At 74.0% G+C, this 21,176-nt stretch carries 16 protein-coding genes; 3 read left to right on the top strand and 13 right to left on the bottom strand.

The window, feature by feature from the left end; translation table 11 throughout:
* Positions 1 to 21 precede the first annotated feature (21 nt).
* On the top strand, positions 22 to 468 hold the full coding sequence (locus ACZ4EF_RS30660) for a carboxymuconolactone decarboxylase family protein (RefSeq protein WP_402713181.1): 447 nt from the start codon (positions 22 to 24) through the stop codon (positions 466 to 468).
* A 56-nt stretch (positions 469 to 524) separates the two neighbouring features.
* Positions 525 to 1,256, top strand: coding sequence for an isocitrate lyase/PEP mutase family protein (locus tag ACZ4EF_RS30655; RefSeq protein WP_391047149.1), 732 nt, complete (start codon positions 525 to 527; stop codon positions 1,254 to 1,256).
* Positions 1,257 to 1,450: 194 nt separating this feature from the next.
* Here the strand turns inward: ACZ4EF_RS30655 and ACZ4EF_RS30650 are convergent, their stop codons facing one another.
* The 7 genes from ACZ4EF_RS30650 to ACZ4EF_RS30620 form a co-directional block, all read right to left on the bottom strand.
* Positions 1,451 to 3,760, bottom strand: a complete 2,310-nt coding sequence (locus ACZ4EF_RS30650; protein WP_467507320.1) for a xanthine dehydrogenase family protein molybdopterin-binding subunit — start codon at positions 3,758 to 3,760, stop codon at positions 1,451 to 1,453.
* Positions 3,757 to 5,550, bottom strand: a complete 1,794-nt coding sequence (locus ACZ4EF_RS30645; protein ID WP_467507319.1) for a (2Fe-2S)-binding protein — start codon at positions 5,548 to 5,550, stop codon at positions 3,757 to 3,759. Before ACZ4EF_RS30645 ends, ACZ4EF_RS30650 begins: the two co-directional genes overlap by 4 nt.
* The gene (locus ACZ4EF_RS30640; RefSeq protein WP_355343006.1) at positions 5,547 to 6,419 is read right to left on the bottom strand and encodes an FAD binding domain-containing protein; all 873 of its coding nucleotides are present in this window, start codon (positions 6,417 to 6,419) and stop codon (positions 5,547 to 5,549) included. The genes ACZ4EF_RS30645 and ACZ4EF_RS30640 overlap by 4 nt, the downstream gene beginning before the upstream one ends.
* A 267-nt stretch (positions 6,420 to 6,686) precedes the next feature.
* Positions 6,687 to 8,318, bottom strand: coding sequence for a beta-N-acetylhexosaminidase (locus tag ACZ4EF_RS30635; protein WP_401304942.1), 1,632 nt, complete (start codon positions 8,316 to 8,318; stop codon positions 6,687 to 6,689).
* Between the two features lie 313 nt (positions 8,319 to 8,631).
* Positions 8,632 to 9,903, bottom strand: coding sequence for a hypothetical protein (locus ACZ4EF_RS30630; RefSeq protein ID WP_467507316.1), 1,272 nt, complete (start codon positions 9,901 to 9,903; stop codon positions 8,632 to 8,634).
* Positions 9,904 to 9,939: 36 nt separating this feature from the next.
* Positions 9,940 to 10,239, bottom strand: coding sequence for a DUF3039 domain-containing protein (locus ACZ4EF_RS30625; RefSeq protein ID WP_093716639.1), 300 nt, complete (start codon positions 10,237 to 10,239; stop codon positions 9,940 to 9,942).
* 11 nt (positions 10,240 to 10,250) lie between these two features.
* Positions 10,251 to 10,829, bottom strand: a complete 579-nt coding sequence (locus ACZ4EF_RS30620; protein WP_188284071.1) for a YqgE/AlgH family protein — start codon at positions 10,827 to 10,829, stop codon at positions 10,251 to 10,253.
* 279 nt (positions 10,830 to 11,108) lie between these two features.
* On the opposite strand from ACZ4EF_RS30620, the gene murA reads away from it, so the two are divergent.
* Positions 11,109 to 12,458, top strand: a complete 1,350-nt coding sequence (murA, locus tag ACZ4EF_RS30615; RefSeq protein WP_355342994.1) for a UDP-N-acetylglucosamine 1-carboxyvinyltransferase — start codon at positions 11,109 to 11,111, stop codon at positions 12,456 to 12,458.
* Between the two features lie 101 nt (positions 12,459 to 12,559).
* On the opposite strand, the gene ACZ4EF_RS30610 is transcribed toward murA, so the two are convergent.
* The 6 genes from ACZ4EF_RS30610 to ACZ4EF_RS30585 form a co-directional block, all read right to left on the bottom strand.
* A complete protein-coding gene (locus tag ACZ4EF_RS30610) occupies positions 12,560 to 12,841 on the bottom strand; it encodes an HU family DNA-binding protein (protein ID WP_355342991.1) in 282 nt (93 codons plus the stop codon).
* 222 nt (positions 12,842 to 13,063) lie between these two features.
* Positions 13,064 to 14,509, bottom strand: coding sequence for an NAD-dependent malic enzyme (locus ACZ4EF_RS30605; protein ID WP_355342988.1), 1,446 nt, complete (start codon positions 14,507 to 14,509; stop codon positions 13,064 to 13,066).
* A gap of 430 nt (positions 14,510 to 14,939) precedes the next feature.
* Positions 14,940 to 17,204 carry a HelD family protein gene (locus ACZ4EF_RS30600; protein ID WP_391047162.1) on the bottom strand — a complete coding sequence of 755 codons (2,265 nt, stop codon included), beginning with the start codon at positions 17,202 to 17,204 and terminating at the stop codon, positions 14,940 to 14,942.
* Positions 17,205 to 17,365: 161 nt separating this feature from the next.
* The gene (locus ACZ4EF_RS30595) at positions 17,366 to 17,983 is read right to left on the bottom strand and encodes a CGNR zinc finger domain-containing protein (protein WP_467507312.1); all 618 of its coding nucleotides are present in this window, start codon (positions 17,981 to 17,983) and stop codon (positions 17,366 to 17,368) included.
* Positions 17,984 to 18,133: 150 nt separating this feature from the next.
* Entirely contained in the window at positions 18,134 to 19,390 is a 1,257-nt protein-coding gene (locus tag ACZ4EF_RS30590; protein WP_467507310.1) for a uroporphyrinogen-III synthase, read from the bottom strand.
* 490 nt (positions 19,391 to 19,880) lie between these two features.
* On the bottom strand, positions 19,881 to 20,885 hold the full coding sequence (locus tag ACZ4EF_RS30585) for a helix-turn-helix domain-containing protein (RefSeq protein WP_391117364.1): 1,005 nt from the start codon (positions 20,883 to 20,885) through the stop codon (positions 19,881 to 19,883).
* Positions 20,886 to 21,176 lie beyond the last annotated feature (291 nt).

Below are 21,176 nucleotides of genomic sequence, written 5' to 3'. Positions count from 1 at the left end.
TCAGGCCGTAGCGTCGTCGGTATGAGTGAGCGAGTGGATTACGCGAAGCACGCGCCGGACGCGTTCCGGGCGATGCTGGGGTTCAGCCAGGCGGCGGCGAAGGGGCTCGACCCCGTGGTCGCGGAGCTGGTGAAGATCAGGGCGTCGCAGATCAACCGGTGCGCGTTCTGCCTGGACATGCACATCAAGGACGCGCGGAAGGCCGGGGAGAGCGACCGGCGGATCTTCCTGCTGAGCGCGTGGGAAGAGGTCGACGGCGTCTACAGCGAGAAGGAACGGGCGGCGCTGGCGCTGACGGAGGCGGTGACGCTGCTGACGGACGGGTTCGTGCCGGACGAGGTGTACGCGCGGGCGGCGGAGCACTTCGACGCGGACGAGTTGGCGCGCCTGGGGGCCGCGATCGTGGCGATCAACGCGTGGAACCGGTTCAACGTGACGTTCAGGACGCAGCCGGCGGCGAGCGCGTGAGCGGCGCGGGGGCCGGGGCCGAGGTCGGGGCGGGAGGCGTGGCCGGGGCGGGAGGCGTGGCCGGGGCGGGGGGCGCGAAGGCGCTGCTGGCGCTGCATCACGGGCGGGACGCCGCCGATCCGTTGGTGCTGCCCGGGCCGTGGGACGCGGCCAGCGCGCGGGTGTTCGCGGACGCGGGCTTCCCGGCGCTGGCGACGCCCAGCGCCGGGGTGTCGGCGTCGCTGGGGTACGAGGACGGCGAGGCGCCCGCCGACGAGATGTTCGCCGCGATCCGGCGGATCACCCGCGCCGTGGACGTCCCCGTGTCGGCCGACGTCGAGGCCGGATACGGGCTGGCGCCCGAGGAGTTGGTCGAGCGGCTGCTGGAGGCCGGGGCCGTCGGGTGCAATCTGGAGGACTCCGAGCCGGGGTCCAGGGGGCTGGTCGAGCCCCGGCGGCAGGCGGACCGGCTCGCGGCCGTACGCGCCGCCGCCGGGGACGCGTTGGTCGTCAACGCGCGCATCGACACGTTTCTGCGCGGCGACCGTACGACCGGCGCCGCCGTCGAGCGCGGGCTGCTCTACGCCGCCGCCGGAGCCGACTGCGTCTACCCGATCCTCGCCCCGCCCGCCCTCCTCGCCGAGATCGCCGAAGCCGTCCCGCTCCCCCTCAACGCCCTCTGCCGTCCCGGCGGGCCCTCCCCCCGCGAGCTGGCCTTCCTCGGCGCCACCCGCGTCACCTTCGGCGGCGGCCTCCAGCAACAAGCCCTGGAAGCCGTCCGCGACATGGCGACCGGCATGCGCCTGTGACCCGCCGGGCGCGCGCCGCGTAAAGGCGCCGGGCCACGTTGTCCAGGGGCGCGGTGGACCGGCACGCTCAGCCGCGGCCGCGCCCCTGACAAGCTCAACCCGCCCGGGCTAGCTCCGCTACGAGGCCGCCCCGGCGCCTTGCGCTCGCACGTACCAGGCGCCGCCTGGACCGCCCATGATCCGCCGGACAGGCGCTAGTTCTGGGGTTTGACCACCGCGGCCTGGGGGCGGATGGGGAGGCGGGGGATGGGGCGGGCGGTGGCGGCGCGGACGGCGGCGGCCACCGCGGCGGGGGCGGTGACGACGGGGACCGCGGAGACGGCCTTGGCGCCGAAGGGGGCGAGGACGTCGCGCTCCTCGACGAGCCGGATGATGCGGACCGTGGGGGCGTCGAGGGCGGTCGGCAGGGAGTATCCGGTGAGGCTGGGGCGTTTGACGATGCCTCGGGGCGCGCGGAGGTCCTCCATCAGGGCGAGGCCGACGCCCTGGGTGATCCCGGCCTCGATGCGGGCGGCGAGCTGGCGGGGGTTGAGGATGCGGCCGACGTCCTGGGCGACGGCCATCTCGACCACGCGCACGGCGCCCAGTTCGATGTCGACGTCGACCACGGCGCGAATCGCGCAGAAGGTGAGGCCGACGAAGGCGTCGCCCTGGCCGGTGTCGTCGAGCCGGTCGGTCGGGTGCGGGCGGCACTGCGCGGTGGCCCACAGCTCCTTGCCGTCGAGGGTCTCGGCGACGGTGGTGGACAGCACACCGTCGTACGAGGTGATCTTGCCGTCGGCGATGGACAGCAGCTCCACGGACATGCCGAATTTGGCGGCGAGCGGCTGGAGCAGCTGGGTGCGGACCATCTTGGCCGCGCGCTCGACCGCGCCGCCGGACACCCAGGTGTGGCGTCCGCGCGCGGAGGGTCCCGACGGCGGCTGGTCGGTGTCGGACGGCAGCACCTGGACGTCGTCGATGCCGAGGACTTCCTGGACGATCTGCCGCGCCAGCGTGGTGAATCCCTGGCCGGTCTCGACGGCGGCGCAGATGACGGTGGCGCGGCCGTCGTGGACGCGTACGGTCGCGGTCGACACCTCGTCGGCGCCCTCGGCGCCGAGCACGTGGACCATGCCGAGCGCGTAGCCGACCCCGCGCCGTACCGCGCCCGGCTCGCCCGCGCCCGAGGTGCCGCCGGGCAGCAGCCACTGCGACTCGTCGTCGCCGTCGGGCAGGGGCGGCAGTTCGGCGTCGCGTACGGCCTTCAGCAGCTCGCCGACGGGCGCGGGGCAGGTGACGGTCTGGCCGGTGGGCAGCAGGTCGCCGGTGGCCAGGACGTTGCGCATCCGGATCTCGGCCGGATCCAGACCGACCTTCGCGGCGAGCTTGTCCATCTGGCCCTCGTACGCGGCGCAGACCTGGAGCGCGCCCTCGCCGCGTACGTGGCCGGACGGCGGGTTGTTGGTGCGTACGGCCCAGCCCTCGACGAAGACGTGCGGGACGACGTAGGGACCGGCCGCGAAGGCCACGGCGGCGGCGAGCGCGTCGGAGGAGGCGTCGGCGTACGCGCCCGCGTCGAGCAGGATCTGCGCCTCGACCTTGACCAGGCGGCCCTCGGCGTCGGCGTGGTGCCGGTAGCGCAGCAGGGTGGGGTGGCGGTGGGCGTGGCCGAGGAAGGACTCCTCGCGGGTGGCCACGAATTTGACCGGGCAGCCGGTCTTGAGCGCGAGCAGGCCGAGCGGGAGCTGGACGCCGGAGTCCTCGCGGTCGCCCATCGCGCCGGGCACGCCGGTGACGACGACCTTGACGCGGTCGGGTTCGAGGCCGAAGCAGGCGGCGGCCAGGTCGCGGTCGGCGTGCGGGTCGGTGGAGGCGACGTACAGCTCGACGCCGCCGTCCGGGCGCGGGACGGCGAGTCCGGCCTCGGCGCCGATCGGGGCCGGGTCCTGGCGGCCGACCCGGTACAGGCCCTCCACGATGATGTCGCCGATCGCGTCGGGGTCGCCGAAGCGCAGCGGGATGTGCCGGATCAGATTGCCGTCGGGGTGCAGCGGCTCGGCGGCGAACGCCTTCTCGGGGTCGGTGACCGGCTCCAGCACCTCGTACTCGACGAGGATCGCGGCGGCGGCGAGCCGGGCGGTGTCGGGGTGGTCGGCGGCGACGGCGGCGATCGGCTCGCCGTGGTGCCGCACCAGGTCCTCGGCGAAGACCGGGCGGTCCGCGACCCGGCGGCCGTGCATCGCGTCGCCCGGCACGTCCTCGTGCGTGACGACGGCCCGCACGCCGGGCATCGCGACGGCCTCGCTGGTGTCGATCCGGGTGATCCGCGCGTGCGGGTACGGCGAGCGCAGCACGGCCGCCCACAGCAGCCCCTCGGCCCACAGATCGGCCGCGTACGGGTAGGTGCCCTGCGCCTTCTGGAGCGCGTCGGCCGAGGGCAGCGACGCGCCGATCCCCCGTACCGCCCCGGCGCCCGCCAGGGTCTCCGCGACGGGCCCCGGTCCGTCGATGATGCCGGTCATACGGCGCCTCCCGAGGGGCCGCCCTGGTGCGGGACGCGGGCGGCGGTGGAGGAGGCCGCGGACGCCGGGTTGTCGGGGTCGTCGGCGGCGGCCTCGCGGGCGGCGATGACCTGGTCGACGGCGTCGAGGACGCCGCGGTAGCCGGAGCAGCGGCAGAGGTTGCCGCACAGCGCCTGGCGGGTCTCCAGGTCGGTGGGTTTGTGGTTGCCCTCCAGCAGGTCGTGCACCGTCATCGCCATGCCGGGGATGCAGAAGCCGCACTGTACGGCGCCGGATTCGGCGAGCGCGCGCTGGACGTCGGAGGGGCGGCCGTCCACGGTCAGGCCCTCGACGGTACGGACCTCGCTGCCCGCCGCGGTGGCCGCGGGCACCAGGCAGGAGGCGACCAGACGGCCGTCGACCTGGACGGAGCAGGCCCCGCACTCGCCCTGTTCGCAGCCGTCCTTGGCGCCGGCGAGGCCGAGGCGTTCGCGCAGCACGTAGAGCAGCGACTCGCCGAGCCAGGCGTCGGTCACCGGGCGGTCGGCGCCATTGACGCGCAGGACGTAGGAGGCGAGGGGGTGTTCGCTGTGGGTCTCCTCGACGGGTTCCGGCTCCGGCTCCCGCTCGGCCTCGTCGGCCGCGAGGTCGCCGTCCGCCTCCGCCGTACCGGAATCCGGGGCGAGGGGGTCGGGGGCGAGGCCGTCGGGCGCGGGCCCGTCCACGGCGTCGGGGAGCGGCCCGGCCGGGGGCAGTTCGCCCGGCGCGAGTCCGTCCGGTACGAGTCCGTCCGGTACGTGGCCGACCGGCGCGAGGCCGTCCGGGACGTGGCCGTCCGCCACCAGTTCCTCGCCGCCGTCGAGCGCGGGCAGCGCGGACAGGCCGCCCAGGCCGCCCGGCAGGGCGTCGAGGCCGCTGAGACCGTCGAGCGCGGACAGGCCGTCGACGCCGTCGAGCGCGCCGATCCCGGTGAGCGGGGTGAGGCCGTCCGACAGGCCCTCGGGGTCGTGCAGCGCGCCCGCGCTGCCGGGGCTCTCGGGGTCGCCGGGGGCGCGCGTCCTGGCCGCCGGGTCGTGGCCGGTGCCGTAGTCGGCGTCGTGGCCGGTGCCGTAGTCGGCGTCGTGGCCGGTGTGCGTGAACGCGCTGTCGGCGGTGGCCTGGTGTCCCGCGCCGGGCGGCGGGCCCTCCGGGTCGTCGACGGCGGCGGACCAGGCGGCCTGGGTGGGCGGCCAGGGCAGCCCCTCGTCAACTCCCGCGCCCAGGCCGGTGCCCAGGCCCGTGCCGGGGTCGATGCCGGTGCCGACGCCGCTGAAGTCCCACTGCCCGGTGAGCTGGTCCTGCGGTGCGCCCTGCCCGGCCTGCGCCTGGGCGGCGGCCTGAGCGGCCGCCTGGGCCTGCGCTGCGGCCGCCGCGCCCTGCCCGAACATCCCGGCGGGGAAGGACTGCGTGGGCGCGGGTGACGGCGCCTGGTCCCACGGCGAGGCGAAGGAGCCGACGGAGAACTCCCCCGAGTCGCCGTCCGCGTCGTCCTTTATGACCGGGATCGACCACTGGGTGACCGGGTCGCCCTCACCGGTGACGGGCGGCCCCGCCGGGCCGTGCGCGCCGAGCGGGTCCTCGCCCGGCCGCGGCTCCGGCGGCAGTTGGGCCGCGAAGGAGACGTGCATGGTCTGGTCGGGGTCGTAGTCCCCGCCGCCGGGCACCGGCTGCCAGGTCCCCGACGTGCCGGGCGACGTGCCGGACCCGCCGGACGTGCCCGACCTGTCGTCGGTGCCGGGTGCGCCCGGCTGCGGCTGCGGCTGGTCGGTCATGCCAGTGCCCTCCCGAGCGCTCGACGGGACAGTGCGGCCACGGTACGGCGTAGCTGGACGGCGGCGGGCGGCAGTTCGACACCTTCCTGGTCCGGGATGCACGCGGCGGCCACGTACTCGCCGAAGGCCGTGCACGCCTCGGGGGCGAGATTGCGGTCGCCGTCCCAGTCGATGAGGCCCGCGACCCACTGCTCGGCCTCCAGGGGCCGCAGCGGCACCGGCGCGACCGCGCCCACCGAACAGCGCACCTGGCGGCGCGCGGGGTCGACCACGAGCGCGACGGAGGCCACCGCGCGCCCCGGCCCGGTGCGCCCGGTGGCCTTGAGGAAGGTCTGCGGCGCGTGCAGCAGCGGAATCCTCACGAAGGCGAGGAGTTCGCCGGGGCGCAGCGGGTCCATGCCGGTGAGCAGGTGGCTGACCGGGAGTTCGCGGTCGCCCTCGGGTCCGGCGACGATGACGCTGGCCTCCAGCGCGGCGAGCACCGGGAGGGCGTCGCCGGTCGGGGCCGCGGTCGCGATGTTGCCGCCGAGGGTGCCCGCGTTGCGGATCTGCGGCGGTCCCGCGGAGCGGGCGGCGGCGGCGAGCGCGGGGATGAGGGCGGCGAAGTCCGGCCGCCCCATCCGCGCGTGGGTCAGTCCGGCGCCGAGCAGCGCCGCGCCGTCCGCGTACTGCCAGCCGCGGATCTCACTGATCCGGCCGAGGCCGACCAGCGCGTCCGGGCGCAGCAGCCCGGAGTTCACCGCCGCCATCAGGTCGGTGCCGCCTGCGACGGGCACGGCGCTGGGCATGGCGGCGAGCGCCTCCACCGCCTCGTCGAGCGAGGACGGCAGCGTCACGTTCTCCGCCGTCCGCCGTGCATACGTGCTCACGCAGCCTGCCCCTTCCCGGCCTTCCTCCGTCGCGCGGTAGCCGTACCGTACGTGCTCACAGCCTGGACGTGGCAACTCTGGCACATGTTCCACGGTGGTCAACGCGAGGGTCCACGAAGTACCGATCCGTCCGTCACGGGCGCGATCGTACGGCTCTGACGGAATCAACCGCTGTGCCGGAATTGCCATCCTTCGGGTGTGTTGCGACGGTACGCCACTCCACCGTGCCAGCTCCGCCCGCGCCGGGTGCGGAAGTTGCGGAATCAGTCACACGATCGGGGGCGGACCGTCCTTGGGACGGCCGAGGACGCCGGGGCGGCGCTGCCACGGCAGCGGGCCGCCCGGCGGCCGGTACTCCACGCCCAGGGCGTCCAGTCGGGCGTAGTGGGTCCGCATCCGGGCTTCGAATTCCGGCCAGTCGCGCTCGTCGGCGGCGGGCAGGTCCGACCAGGCGACCTCGGCGAAGGCGGCGAGCCGCGGGAAGGCCATGTAGTCCAGCACCCGTACGGAGTCCATGACTTCGGTCCAGATGTTGGCCTGGGTGCCGATGACGTGCGCCGCCTCCTTCTCGGTGAGCTGCGGCGGAACCGGCTCGAAGCGGAAGACGTCCTCCAGGCCGCGGGCGTGCGCGATCGGCACCGGCTCCTCGGGGTCCTCCGACTGCCGCCAGTCCAGGTAGACATGGGTCTGGGGGCACATCACCACGTCGTGCCCGGCCTTGGCCGCCGCGATGCCGCCGGCGTATCCCTGCCACGACGACACGGCGGCGCCCTCGGCGAGGCCGCCCTCCAGGATCTCGTCCCAGCCGATCAGCCGCCGGCCGCGCTCGGTCAGCCAGTGGTCGAAGTGGCCGATCATCCAGCTCTGCAGCTCGTCCTCGTCCTCCAGGCCCAGCTCCTGCATCCGCTCCTGCGCCGAACGCGAGGCGCGCCACTGGTCCTTGGGGCACTCGTCGCCGCCGACGTGGAAGAACTCGCCGGGGAACAGCTCCAGCAGCTCGGCGAAGACGTTCTCGTAGAAGCGCAGGGTGCTCTCGGCGGGCGAGAGCACATTGGGGTTGACGCCCCACGTGGTCAGCACGGAGAGGGCCGAGGTGTCGACGACGTCGGTGTTGCCGAGCTCCGGGTACGCGGCGATGGCGGCCTGCGAGTGGCCGGGGATGTCGACCTCGGGGACGACGGTGATGTGCCGCTCGGCGGCGTACGCGACGATCTCGCGGATGTCGTCCTGGGTGTAGTAACCGCCGTGCGGGCGCTCGTCCCACAGCGGCGACTCGCGCAGCCCGACCTTCGTGCGCTCGCGCCACGCGCCGACCTCGGTCAGCTTCGGGTAGCGCTTGATCTCCACCCGCCAGCCCTGGTCGTCGGTGAGGTGGAAGTGCAGCACGTTCAGCTTGTGGGCGGCCATCAGGTCGAGGTACTTGAACACGACGTCCTTCGGCATGAAGTGCCGTGCCACGTCGAGCATGAAGCCGCGCCAGGCGAAGCGGGGGGCGTCCTGTATCTGGCAGGTCGGCACGCGCCACTCGCGCTCCCCCAGGGGCGCCCGGCGGAAGGCGTCGGCCCCCAGGAGCTGGCGCAGGGTCTGCGCGCCCCAGAAGACGCCGGCGGGGCTCCCGCCGAAGACGTGCACGCCGGAGTTGGGCGCGGCCATGATGCGGTAGCCCTCGGGGCCCAGCTCCCTGGCCACCGCGTCGTCCACCGCCAGCCGGATCACGTCCTTCCCGGACGGCTCCACCGGCGCCAGCGGCAGGCCCGTCGCTGCCGCGAGCACTCCGCGCAGCCAGCGCGCGGCGCCTTCGGCGCCGGGGGTCGCGGTGAGGGTCGTCTCGGGCCCGAGGACGAAGGCGTCGTCGGTGCCGTACGGGGTCTGATGGCGCGGGGCCGGAATGAGGTCCATGGGGGCCATCCTGACCCGTAATCCGCGATTGGCATAGACCAATCCCGCAGCTGCCTGGCCGAGGACCGTTCTCCGACCGCGGAAGCGTCATGCCTGGTCGCGCAGTTCCCGCGCCCCCGAAGGGCCCGGCTCACCCGCTCGCGGCAGACTTGCCCCGCCAAGGCGCGGGCAAAGACGACGGGCACGGGCCCCGAAGGGGCGCCGGGGGCACCTCCCAGCGGTAGCTGGCGGAGGAACTGCGCGGCCAGCCCCCACCGGGCGGGAGTGCGGGGGGCTGCCGGAGCGGGGCACCGCGTACCCGGCCCGGGAAAGACTAGAAGGCGGCAGCCGCCCTCTCGCGTTGGGCGCGCACGGCCAGCAGCACGGTGAGGGTCACACCGAGGAGCAGCCACGCCAAGTGGGCGATGGTGAGGGCCTGCCACGCGGAGTGGGGCACGTCGGGGGCGGAGGCCAGGGCGAGGGTGGCGCCCAGCAGGGCGAACACGGCCGCGAGCTGCACACGCCCGTTCCAGCTCCGCAGGAACGCGCGCTCGGCGAAGGGCCCGCCGTACCACCAGCGGACGGCGAGGCCGACGACGACCACGGCGGCCAGACCGGCCGCGGTCACGGCGGAGACCGCCCACAGCGGCCACGGCGCGCGCTGCCGTTCCTTGTCGCAGGGCAGCACGGTGGTGACCAGCGGCACCAGCGGGAGTACGGCGACGGCGTTGATCTCCCGGACCCGCCGCAGCCAGGGATCGGCGGCCAGCTCCGTACGGACGGTGGCACGGATGCCCCGCAGCCGGGCGGGCAGCGGCGTACCGGAGCGGCGCCCGGCCACCGTCAGCAGGACCACGATCAGGACCAGGGCCGCCGCGGCCCCGGCGGCGGTGGCGATGATCTGCCACACGTCACCGGTCGCGATCCGGAAGAGCTGCACGCCCACCAGCAGGGCCACGGCGATGATCCCGGCCAGTGCCCCGCCGCGCGGTGCGGTGAGCTGGCTGGGGTCGGCGCCGAGCATCAGCGCCCGCTCCACCGCGCTCTGGTGCTCGGCGCGGTGCCGCTTGGGCACCCGGCCGAGCAGCCCGCGCCCCGAGGTCAGCGAACGGGCCAGCGCGACCTGCGCCTCGGCCTCCTGCGGGGCGAGCGCGACCGCGCGGCGGGCGGCGGCCACCGCGTCGGGCACCCGGCCGAGCCGCCGGTAGACGTCGGAGAGCAGCACCGACGGCTCCCAGCCGTCGGGGTCGGCGCCGGTGGCCCGCAGCGCGACGGTCAGCGCCGCGTGCGGCTCGTCCAGCGAGAGCAGCACGACCCCGGCCAGCACGAAGACGTCGGCCGCCTCCGCGGGCCCGGCGAGCGCCAGTGCCCAGTCGACCGACTCACGGGCCTCGGGGCGCCGCTTCTCCTGCGCGAGGATCCAGGCGCGCAGCAGGTAGCCCGCGCTGCCGTTGCGCTCCACGAAGGCATCGCTGACGAGGGCGTGCGCCTCGGCGAACCGGCTCTCCGCGACGAGCGAGTGCACCCGCTCGCCGTCGCTCGCGTCGTCGTCGCCGGGCGCGTCCGCCGCGCCGAACGCGCCGTCGTCACCCTGACCGCTGTCCACGTCCGCCCCTGTTTCCGCCGGCGAGGAGCGCGGACGTCAGCTCTTGCCGCCGCTGCCCTTGCCGGACTTGTCCTTGTCCCCGCCGCCCAGCGGCATGCCCTCGTAGATCTCCTTGCACATCGGGCAGACCGGGTACTTCTTCGGATCGCGTCCCGGGACCCAGACCTTGCCGCAGAGCGCGACGACGGGCGTGCCTTCCAGCGCGCTCGCCATGATCTTGTCCTTCTGGACATAGTGCGCGTAGCGCTCGTGGTCGCCGTCACCATGGGAGAGCTGCGGGGTCGGCTCGACCAGAGTGCCGGTGCCCGCCCCGCGCTCGGGCTCAAGAGTGCTCATAAGACTCAAGACTAGTTGAGAGACGGATCGTCGGGATACGTGGCCACCATGGCCAGCTCATTGCGCTGCCTGCGCAGCACCGAGCGCCACAGTTGTTCGGGATCGGGCGAGGACACGTCGCCCGGCTCGGACTCGATCACGTACCAGGCGCCGTCGACCAGTTCCTTCTCCAGCTGGCCGGGCCCCCAGCCGGAGTATCCGGCGAAGATCCGCAGCGAGCCCAGCTCGGCGGCGAGCAGTTCGGGCGGCGCCTCCAGGTCGACCAGGCCGATCGCGCCGTGCACCCGCCGCCAGCCCAGCGGGTCCGCGTCCTCGCCCTCGCGGACGTCGCCCGGCACCACGGCCAGGCCCAGCGCGGAGTCCAGCGAGACCGGGCCGCCCTGGAAGACCACCGGGGGCGCGCCCGCCAGCGGCGCCCAGGGCAGCAGGACGTCGCCGACGCCGACCGGCGTGGGCCGGTTCAGGACGACGCCGAGCGACCCCTCCGCGTCGTGGTCGAGGAGGAGCACCACCGCCCGGTCGAAGTTGGGGTCGGCGAGCGCCGGCGTGGCGACGAGCAGTCTTCCGGTGAGCGAGGACACCTCGGTCATGGGAGACATGATCCCGCACAAACCCGCTGGGCGGAGCGGCAACCGCCACTCCCGGACATCCGCCGCTACGGCGCGACACGCGGTACGGCGCGCGCGGCAGCGGACGGTGTGCGGTCCGCCACGCACCGCGCTGTAGCGAAGTCATGACACTGGCCGAGGTTCACGGCAGCCGGGACGGGTCAGTAGGCGCATTACCATTTCTTCCTGCGCTCCGCGCGGCGAGCACCCCGGCCGCGCCCGGCCTCCCCCGTACCAACCGTTCCGAAGATCGCGAGATCCATGACCGACATCGCCGATGTACTGCTTGTTCATGGCGGAACCCCCCTCGAGGGCGAGATCCGTGTCCGCGGTGCGAAGAACCTCGTGCCCAAGGCCATGGTCGCCGCCCTGCTCGGCAGCGGACCGAGCAGACTCCGCAATGTCCCCGACATCCGTGACGTACGCGTCGTACGCGGGCTGCTCCAGCTCCACGGCGTGACGGTGCAGAGCGGTGAGGAACCGGGCGAGCTGGTCCTCGACCCGACGCGCGTCGAGAGCGCCAACGTGGCCGACATCGACGCCCACGCGGGCTCCTCCCGGATCCCGATCCTGTTCTGCGGCCCGCTGCTGCACCGGCTCGGCCACGCCTTCATCCCGGGCCTGGGCGGCTGCGACATCGGCGGCCGGCCGATCGACTTCCACTTCGACGTGCTGCGGCAGTTCGGCGCCACGATCGAGAAGCGCGCCGACGGCCAGTACCTGGAGGCGCCGCAGCGGCTGCGCGGCTGCAAGATCCGGCTGCCGTACCCGTCGGTCGGCTCGACCGAACAGGTGCTGCTCACCGCGGTGCTGGCCGAGGGCGTCACGGAGCTGTCCAACGCGGCGGTCGAGCCGGAGATCGAGGACCTGATCTGCGTCCTGCAGAAAATGGGCGCGATCATCTCGATGGACACCGACCGGACGATCCGGATCACCGGCGTCGACAAGCTCGGCGGCTACAACCACCGGGCCCTCCCCGACCGCCTCGAAGCCGCCTCCTGGGCGAGCGCGGCGCTGGCCACCGAGGGCAACATCTACGTCCGCGGCGCCCAGCAGCGGTCGATGATGACCTTCCTCAACACCTTCCGCCGGGTCGGCGGGGCCTTCGAGGTGGACGACGACGGCATCCGCTTCTGGCACCCGGGCGGCCCGCTCAACGCCATCGCGCTGGAGACCGACGTGCACCCCGGTTTCCAGACCGACTGGCAGCAGCCGCTGGTGGTGGCGCTCACCCAGGCGTCGGGGCTGTCCATCGTGCACGAGACGGTGTACGAGTCCCGGCTCGGCTTCACCTCCGCGCTCAACCAGATGGGCGCGCACATCCAGCTCTACCGCGAGTGCCTGGGCGGTTCCGCCTGCCGCTTCGGGCAGCGCAATTTCCTGCACTCCGCGGTCGTGTCGGGCCCGACCAAGCTCCAGGGCTCCGACCTGGTCATCCCCGACCTGCGCGGCGGCTTCTCGTACCTGATCGCGGCGCTGGCCGCGCAGGGCACCTCGCGCGTGCACGGCATCGACCTGATCAACCGGGGCTACGAGAACTTCCTCGCCAAGCTGGAGGGCCTGGGCGCCCACATCGAGCTGCCCCAGCCCGCGGGCGCGGTCGCTTCCTGAGCGGTACGGCGGGAGTACGGCAGCCGTACGCCCGCCGTGCGGCCCGCCCCATGCGAAAGGGCGGCTTCTCCCCCGGGAGAAGCCGCCCTTTGGCGATGTGATTACTTGCCCTTGGCGGCTTCCTTGAGCTTGGAGCCCGCCGAAACCTTCACGCTGTAGCCGGCCGCGATGTTGATCGGCTCACCGGTCTGCGGGTTACGCGCGGTCCGAGCGGCACGGTGGGTGCGCTCGAAGGTCAGGAAGCCGGGGATGGTGACCTTCTCGTCGCCCTTGGCCACGATCTCACCGACGGTCTCAGCGAACGCGGCCAGTACGGCGTCGGCGTCCTTGCGGGTCACCTCGGCGCGCTCGGACAGAGCGGCCACCAGCTCACTGCGGTTCATATCTGTACTCCCGTGTTCTTTCTGCCATGGGGGCGCGAGCTCGAAGCTGTTGCTGTGTGCCTCACTGCCCAGGTGTGCATCCTGCCCCCATATATGGGGGGAAAGCCAATCCACCGACCGCGCGAGTCGCACAAAAAACGATGCGATTGCACGGGGACACCACGGGGATGACGGATTGTCGTCACATGGTCGACGCATCGAATCCGTTTGTCGGACGGATTGTCAGACCGCCCCCCGCGCGGTCGCCGCGGCGGCCACCGCCGGTCCCTGCGCCTTGGCCGCGTCGCGTACGGCGTCGGCGACCGCGCCCGCGACCTTGTCGTTGAAGACGCTGGGGACGATGTAGTTGGCGTTCAGCTCGCCCTCCCCCACCACGTCCGCGAGGGCGTGCGCGGCGGCCAGCATCATCTCGGTGTTCACGGTGCGGGACTGGGCGTCCAGCAGGCCGCGGAAGACGCCGGGGAAGACCAGGACGTTGTTGATCTGGTTGGGGAAGTCGCTGCGCCCGGTGGCGACCACGGCGGCGGTCTCGCGGGCCACGCCCGGGTCCACCTCGGGGTCGGGGTTGGCGAGCGCGAAGACGATCGCGCCGTCCGCCATCCGCGCCACGTCCGTACCGTCCAGGACGTTGGGCGCGGAGACGCCGATGAAGACGTCGGCGCCGGTCACGGCCTCCTTCAGGGTGCCGCTGACGCCCTCGGGGTTGGTGTTGTCGGCGATCCAGCGCAGCGGCGAGTCCGGCGACGCCTCCACCAGGTCGTCGCGGTCGCAGTGCACCACGCCGTGGATGTCGGCGACCACCGCGTGCTTCACTCCGGCGGCCAGCAGCAGCTTGAGGATGGCCGTACCGGCCGCGCCCGCGCCGGACATGACGACGCGTACGTCGCCGATCTGCTTGCCGACCACGCGCAGCGCGTTGGTGAGCGCGGCGAGCACCACGATGGCGGTGCCGTGCTGGTCGTCGTGGAAGACCGGGATGTCCAGCGCCTCGCGCAGCCGGGCCTCGATCTCGAAGCAGCGCGGCGCGGAGATGTCCTCCAGGTTGATGCCCGCGAAGCCGGGGGCGATGGCCTTGACGATCGCCACGATCTCGTCGGTGTCCTGGGTGTCGAGGCACAGCGGCCAGGCGTCGATACCGGCGAAGCGCTTGAAGAGGGCCGCCTTGCCCTCCATGACCGGCAGCGCGGCCTTCGGGCCGATGTTGCCGAGGCCGAGGACGGCGGAGCCGTCGGTGACGACGGCCACGCTGTTGCGCTTGATGGTCAGGCGGCGCGCGTCCTCGGGGTTCTCCGCGATGGCCATGCAGACCCGGGCGACGCCGGGGGTGTAGATCATGGAGAGGTCGTCACGGTTGCGGATCGGGTGCTTGGACTGCATCTCGATCTTGCCGCCGAGGTGCATGAGGAACGTACGGTCGGAGACCTTGCTCACGGCGACGCCCTCGATGCCGCGGAGCTTGCCGACGATCTCGTCGGCGTGCGCGGTGGAGCTGGCGGCGACGGTGACGTCGATGCGGAGCATGTCGTGGCCCGACGCGGTGACGTCCAGGCCGGTGACCGAACCGCCCGAGGACTCCACCGCGGTGGTGAGCTGGCTGACCGCGGTCCCGCTGGCGGGGACCTCCAGCCGTACCGTGATCGAGTACGAGACGCTTGGCGCCGTTGCCATGACGGACCTTCTTCCGGTTCCTCTGCTGCTGGTGGTGCTGCCCGTCGATCGTTGCACCTACCGACGGGTACGCGTAAACCCGCGTGGGGTGAAGATTGGAAGAATACTTCCGCGATGCGGGAGCGGCGCAACCGGGTGGACCGAAGAAGAGATTTTCGTCCGCCGGGAAGAGGTTCCCGTAGCCGTTTGTTAGCCTGAGTACGGCACCGGCTCGATCCAAGCCCCCGGGCCCAACCTTAGGCGCTTCGAGCGCCCACTTGCCGCGAGGCGAGCATGGCGGGCCGGTGTCGTGAACGTCACGTGGGCGCCCCCTCTTCCGGAGGGGGCGCCCACGGCGTTTTCGGAACCGTGCCAGGACCGTTCCCGGACCTGTTCCCGGACCCGTGCCAGGACCCGCTTCTCGGACCCGTTGTCGGACCCCGGCGCCCGGTCAGGGGCGCAGCAGGTCCGGCACTCCCTCGGCGTCCGGCAAATCGCCCTCGGCCGCGAGGACCATCAGGCGTTGCGTCGCCCGCGTCAGGGCCACGTACAGCACCCTCAGCCCCGCGGGCGACTCCTCCGCGATCTCGGCGGGGGACACCACGAGCGTGGCGTCGTACTCCAGGCCCTTGGCCTCCAGGCTGCCGAGCGCCACGACGCGCTCGCCGAGCCCTTCGAGCCAACCGCGGGCCTGGGCGCGGCGGTTCATGGCGACGACGACGCCGACCGTGCCGTCCACCTCCTCCAACAGCCGCGCGGCGCACCGGCGTACGTCCGCGCCGAGGTCGTCGCCCGCGACCGCGTACTGCGGCAGGACACCGGTGGAGCGCACGGCGCGCGGCGACTGCATGCCGGGCATGGCGAGCGCCAGCACGGTGGCGGCGACCTCCGCGATCTCGGCGGGGTTGCGGTAGTTGACGGTGAGGGTGAAGCGCCGCCGGGGCCGGGTGCCGAGCGCCTCGTCGCGCGCCCGCGCCGCCTCGTCCACGTCCGTCCAGGAACTCTGCGCCGGGTCGCCGACGATCGTCCAGGTGGCCGTACGGCCGCGGCGCCCGACCATCCGCCACTGCATCGGCGTCAGGTCCTGCGCCTCGTCCACGATGACGTGCGCGTACTCGGTGCGCTCCTCGTCCAGCCGCTCGGCCCGGCTGCGGCGGCCCGCGTCGTGCCGGTCGGCGAAGGTCGTGACCTCGTCCAGGCCGGTGAGCTGGTCGAGCGGGTCGGCCTCGCGGCGCTTGGGGCGCGGCACCGGGCCGAGCAGCGTGTCGAGTTCGTCCAGCAGCGCCACGTCGTGCGCGGTGGCGCCGGTCCTGCGCAGCGAGCGCGCCACCCGGCGGACCTCCGGCGGGGACAGCACCCGGCGCGCCCAGCGGGCCAGCCGCTTCTCGTCGGCGAGCGCGGCCAGCACGGCGCGCGGCTGGAGCACCGGCCACCAGGCGTCGAGGAAGTCGGTGAAGTCCTGCTCGGTGCTGATGTCCTCGTCGAAGCCCTGGCGTTCCTCCGCGGCCAGCTCCGGATCGTCGAAGCGGCGGCCGGTCTTGCGCCACAGCGCGTCCAGCAGCAGGCGGCGGGCGCGCGGGCGCAGCAGATTGACGGGCGCGGTGCCGCCGAGGGTGTTGTGGCGGATGCCCGCCAGTTCCTGCTCGGACAGCTCCACGCGGCGGCCGAAGGCGACCACGCGCAGCGTCGCCGGGCGGCCGGGCGTCAGGTCGAGCGCGCCGCGGGCCGCGTTGCGCAGCACCTTCTGCATCCGCAGCGAGCCCTTGATCCGGGCGACCGCGGGCTCGTCGTACAGATCGGCGGAGACGCCGTCGACCAGCGAGCCGACGGCGCGGATCGCGACCTGGCCCTCCTCGCCGAGCGACGGCAGCACGCCCTCGGTGTACGACACCAGCAGCGGGGTCGGGCTGACGCACAGGATGCCGCCCGCGTACCGCCGCCGGTCCTGGTAGAGCAGGTACGCGGCCCGGTGCAGGGCGACCGCGGTCTTGCCGGTGCCGGGGCCGCCGGTCACCTCGGTGACGGACGCGGCGGGCGCCCTGATCACCATGTCCTGCTCGGCCTGGATGCTCGCCACGATGTCCCGCATGGTGTGGCTGCGGGCCTGGCCGAGGGCCGCCATCAGGGCGCCGTCGCCGACGACCGGCAGCCCGGTGGTCAGCTCGGGGCGCAGCAGGTCGTCCTCGACGCCGAGCACCTTGCGGCCCTTGGAGCGGATCACCCGGCGGCGCACCACCCGCCCCGGCGCGACCGGGGTGGAGCGGTAGAAGGGCGCGGCGGCCGGGGCCCGCCAGTCGATGACCAGCGGCGCGTACTCGCTGTCCAGGACGCCGATCCGGCCGATGTGCAGGGTCTCGGCGATGTCGGCGGTCCGGTCCTCGCGGACGGCGTCGTCGGCGGGTTCGACGGAGGTGAAGGCGCCGTCGGCGCCCTTCTTGCCGTCCTTGCCCCGCAGCAGGTCGATCCGGCCGAAGAGGAAGTCCTCGAACTCGCTGTTCAGCCGGTTGAGGTGAACCCCCGCGCGGAAGACCTGCGCGTCGCGTTCGGCGAGCGCGCCCGGCGTGCCGACGTGGCCGCGCTGGGCGGCGTCCTTCATCAGGAACTCGGCTTCGTCGATCTTCTCTTCGAGGCGGTGGTACACCCGGTCCAGATGCGCCTGCTCGACGGCGATCTCCTGATCCCGGACCCCCAGGTGGGCTGTGGTCTGCGCGGCCACGCAGGACCCCCTTCTTCATTGCGTCATGCGCCGCCCACGTACGTGACGGGGCACGTGGGGCAGCCTGCAACCGTACGCGACCTGCGGGCTTCTGCACACTCCGCCGTGCGGTCGGGTCTGAGGCGCGGTCAGTTTTCCGGCGGGCCGGGGACCCCGGCGGGTCAGCCCTGGGGCGAGGCGAGAGTCCCGCGCGTGGTGGTGCGACGGCGGTGCCGGGCGACGCGCTCGCGGTTTCCGCAGATCTCGCTGCTGCACCAGCGGCGGCGCCGGCCGCGGGAGGTGTCGAGGTAGACCAGCGAGCAGTTCTCGCCCTCGCAGCGGCGCAGTTGCGTACGGGCCAGCGGGTCGGTCAGCAGCGCGACGGCGTCGCGGGCGACGGCCGCGAGCAGTCCCGCGGGCTCCGGGGGCGCGGCCAGCGTACGGATCAGGGCGCCGCCCTCGCCGGTGACCGCGCGCGGGGCGGGCGGGGCGGCCAGCGCCGTCGCGTTCAGCTCGGCGATGTCGGCGGCGGCGGGCCGCTCACCGGCGACCTCGGCGGTCACGACCCGGCAGACGACGGCGCGCAGGCCGCGGAATCCGCTCAGCCAGCCGTCGTCCACGGCGAGGTCCGGCCGCGCCGCCTCCCCGGGCGCGCGCGGCACCAGGCCGGTCCCGTACAGCCACGCCGCCAGCCGGTCGGGCGTGCCGAGCCGCTCCCGCTCGGGGCGGCCGGTGCGGGTGGCGACGAGATCGAGACACAGCCGGCCGGTGTCGAACCGTAGCGGGCTCGTTCCACTCATGGTCAGCCGCCTTCCCGCCCGCCCGTCACCTTCCCCCCAGGGTGCCCGGCGGCCGTCGCGGGGTCTAGAGCGTGTCCGGCGGATCATGGGCGGTCCAGGCGGCACCTGGTGCGTGCGAGCGCAAGGCGCCGGGATGGCCTCATAGCGGAGCTATTCGGGTATTCCGGCAACGCGGCGGGCGTGCGTGCCAGGGGGCGAAGGGGCCGTTCGTGATCCGCCGGACAGGCCCTCGGGCGTGTCAGGACCGCTGTGGCCGCGCTCGCCTGAGTCGAGGGAGAGCCGGTAGCCGCGTTTGACGACGGTCTGGATCAGCTGGGGGGCGCCGAGTGCGGTACGGAGCCGGGCCATCGCGGTCTCGACGGCGTGTTCGTCGCGGCCGGAGCCGGGCAGGGCGCGCAGCAGGTCGCCGCGGGCGACGACCCAGCCGGGGCGGCGGGCCAGCGCCCGCAGCAGGGCCATGCCCGCGGGCGGCACCGGCCGCAGCGTCCCGTCCACGACGACGGCGTGCCCGCGGATCTCGACGTGGTGCCCGGCGACGGGCAACGGCCTTACGCGGCCGGGCAGTTCGCTGGCGATGAGCTGCACCAGCGGTCCGAGCCTGAAGCGTTCGGGGTGCCGGGTGGGCACGTCGTGGCCCTGGAGCGGCAGCGCGGTGACCGGGCCGACGCAGGCGGTCATGACGTCATGGCGGAGCGCCGCGAGGAGTGCGTCGCAACGGCCGCGCTGCCGGGCCCGGTCGAGGAAGGAGGCGGCGGCCGGGGCGCTGGTGAAGCTCAGCGCGTCGACCGACCGGGAAAGGACGGCGTCGAGCAACCGGTCGACGGGCCCGAGGTCTTCGGGCGGCATCCAGCGGTAGACCGGCACCGCCACGACGGTCGCCCCGGCCGCGCGCAGCGACTCGATGAAGCCGGGCAGCGGCTCGCCGTGCAGCTGGACGGCGACGGTGCGGCCCTCGACTCCCTGCTCCAGCAGGCGTTCCAGGACCTCGGCCATCGATTCCGAGGCCGGTGACCACGCCTCGCGCAGCCCGGCCGCCCGCACCGCGCCGCGCACCTTGGGCCCGCGGGCGAGGAGTTCGACCGCACCGAGCCTGCGCAGCAGCGCCTCGCCCAGACCCCAGCCGTCGGCGGCCTCGATCCAGCCGCGGAAGCCGATCGCGGTGGTGGCGACCACGATGTCGGGTGCGTCGGCGACGAGTCGCCTGGTGGTCTCCAGCAGTTCGGTGTCGTCGGGCAGCGGCAGGATGCGCAGGACGGGCGCCCGCAGCACGACCGCGCCGCGCCGCTCCAGCAGCGCGGCCAGCTCGTCGGCTCTGCGGGCCGCCGTCACCCCGACGGTGAACCCGGCCAGGGGCGGCACCCCGCCGCCCCGGCCCGGATCGCTGTTCCTGGTCGCCTGCGCCTGCATGGCTCCGCCCCACTTTTGCTGGAGTTACGCGTGCCGGACGGCGGGCGGACCGTCCCTGATCCGCCGCCGCCCTCCCGGCCACCCCGCCGGAGCCGCATCGTCCCAAGACGGGGTGACGGGGTCGATTCACCGGGATGACCCGGATGTTACGGACGCCTCCGCCGCTCACACCCGCGCGCGGACGGCGGTCCCGGCAGGCGCCGTCCGCCCGGCCCCGCCCGCCGCCCGCGCCGGTCGCCGCAGGTATACGGCCCACGTGACGGCGTAACAGAGCGCGGAGGAGGCGAGGAAGGAGAACGAAGGCGGGGAAGGAGACGAAGGCGGGGGGTGGACTGTCGGGCCCGACCCTGGAAACGGCCGCATGACCGCCCCGCGCCCTGAGGTGACACGAGCGCAACCATGCGCTCACCCGCGCCCGCACCCGGCTGTGCGCCGGCCCTCGTGGGGGGAGTCGGGGCTGGGTGCCAGGGCTTGGTGCCGGGGCCGGGTCTCAGAGCCAGCCGCGGCGGGCCGCCTGCCAGGCGAGCTGGGTGCGGGTGGTGGCGCCCGCCAGTTCCATCATGCTCTGCACGCGCCGCTGGAGGGTGCGGCGGCTGAGGTTCATCTGGGTGGCTATCGCCTTGTCCGCGACCCCGGCGACCATCAGCGACAGCAGCCGCCGGTCGGTGGACGACAACGGGTCCGCGGGGCCGACGTCGGCCGCGCCGGTGACCGCGCCCGAGGCGTCGACGTGCAGCGGTACGGCGTCCTCCCAGTAGCGCTCGAAGAGCGCGATGAGCGCGTCGAGGAGGCTGCTGTCGCGGACCAGCGCGGTGGACGGTTCCTCGGGGCTGCCGTGCGGGCCGCCGGGGACCAGCGGGAAGATCGCCACCGAGCGGTCGGCGACGGCCAGCCGCAGCGGGAGGTGCGGGACGGCGCGGGCGATCTCGCCCTTCCGCACGGCCGCCGCGATGTTGCCGACGGCGCTCTCGTCGTCGAAGAAGTCCCGTTCGTAGAGCACCCGGTAGCGGACCCCGCGCTCCAGCGCGTCGAACTCGGCGGTGTTGCTGCCCGACGGCATCGCCACGTACTGCGCCTTGCAGAACCACAGCATCTCGTCGCGCGCGTCCGCCTGGATCTGCCGCAGCCGCTGGCGCAGCGCCTCCGCCCCGGTGATGACCTCGATCAGCAGCCCGGCGTCCCGGCGGCGCGCGGTGGCCCGGTAGCTCTCCAGCAGGTCGGCCGCCGCCGAGCGCGCCAGGTCCAGGGCGTCGGCCCGGTGCTTGAGCTGCGGCAGCAGCGCCACATCCGGCGGGTAGGCACGGTAGCGCGGCGGCCGGCCGTCGGAGGCGCTGGCCATGGCCTTGGCGACGAGACCGGTCAGCGCCGACAGCGCGGTGTCCGGGCTCAGGCCCGAGTACTCCGCGATCTCCCGTGCCGAGGCGCTGTCCATCGTCACCAGCAGCCGGTACGCGGCCTCTTCGGCGTCGGTGATCCCGGCGGCCTCCAGGGCCATGGCACCCTCCTCGCGGGTACGGGGGCTGGGTGAGCAGCCACCGTACTACGAGCGGAGATCACCACCGCGGCCCGGCGAAGCCCGTGCCGGGAGCACGCGCCGGAACCACGCGCCGGGACCACGCGCCGGGACCACGCGCGCCGGGACCACGTACCGGAACCACGCGCGCCGGAACCACGCGCCGGGGGGGGGGGGGGGGGGGGGGGGGGGGGGGGGGGGGGGGGGGGGGGGGGGGGGGGGGGGGGGGGGGGGGGGGAGAGTGATATTGGTGTCCGAGGAGCGAGAGAAAAG

The organism is Streptomyces sp. NPDC025721, assembly GCF_055558595.1.
This window is presented reverse-complemented; position numbering and strand designations above follow the sequence as displayed.

Bases quoted from the DNA above. Each gene is read 5' to 3' on its own strand.
- ACZ4EF_RS30660 (WP_402713181.1), top strand. From the start codon at position 22: ATGAGTGAGCGAGTGGATTACGCGAAGCACGCGCCGGACGCGTTCCGG.
- ACZ4EF_RS30650 (WP_467507320.1), bottom strand. From the start codon at position 3,760: ATGACCGGCATCATCGACGGACCGGGGCCCGTCGCGGAGACCCTGGCG.
- ACZ4EF_RS30645 (WP_467507319.1), bottom strand. From the start codon at position 5,550: ATGACCGACCAGCCGCAGCCGCAGCCGGGCGCACCCGGCACCGACGAC.
- ACZ4EF_RS30635 (WP_401304942.1), bottom strand. From the start codon at position 8,318: ATGGACCTCATTCCGGCCCCGCGCCATCAGACCCCGTACGGCACCGAC.
- ACZ4EF_RS30625 (WP_093716639.1), bottom strand. From the start codon at position 10,239: ATGAGCACTCTTGAGCCCGAGCGCGGGGCGGGCACCGGCACTCTGGTC.
- ACZ4EF_RS30620 (WP_188284071.1), bottom strand. From the start codon at position 10,829: ATGACCGAGGTGTCCTCGCTCACCGGAAGACTGCTCGTCGCCACGCCG.
- murA (WP_355342994.1), top strand. From the start codon at position 11,109: ATGACCGACATCGCCGATGTACTGCTTGTTCATGGCGGAACCCCCCTC.
- ACZ4EF_RS30610 (WP_355342991.1), bottom strand. From the start codon at position 12,841: ATGAACCGCAGTGAGCTGGTGGCCGCTCTGTCCGAGCGCGCCGAGGTG.
- ACZ4EF_RS30605 (WP_355342988.1), bottom strand. From the start codon at position 14,509: ATGGCAACGGCGCCAAGCGTCTCGTACTCGATCACGGTACGGCTGGAG.
- ACZ4EF_RS30595 (WP_467507312.1), bottom strand. From the start codon at position 17,983: ATGAGTGGAACGAGCCCGCTACGGTTCGACACCGGCCGGCTGTGTCTC.
- ACZ4EF_RS30590 (WP_467507310.1), bottom strand. From the start codon at position 19,390: ATGCAGGCGCAGGCGACCAGGAACAGCGATCCGGGCCGGGGCGGCGGG.
- ACZ4EF_RS30585 (WP_391117364.1), bottom strand. From the start codon at position 20,885: ATGGCCCTGGAGGCCGCCGGGATCACCGACGCCGAAGAGGCCGCGTAC.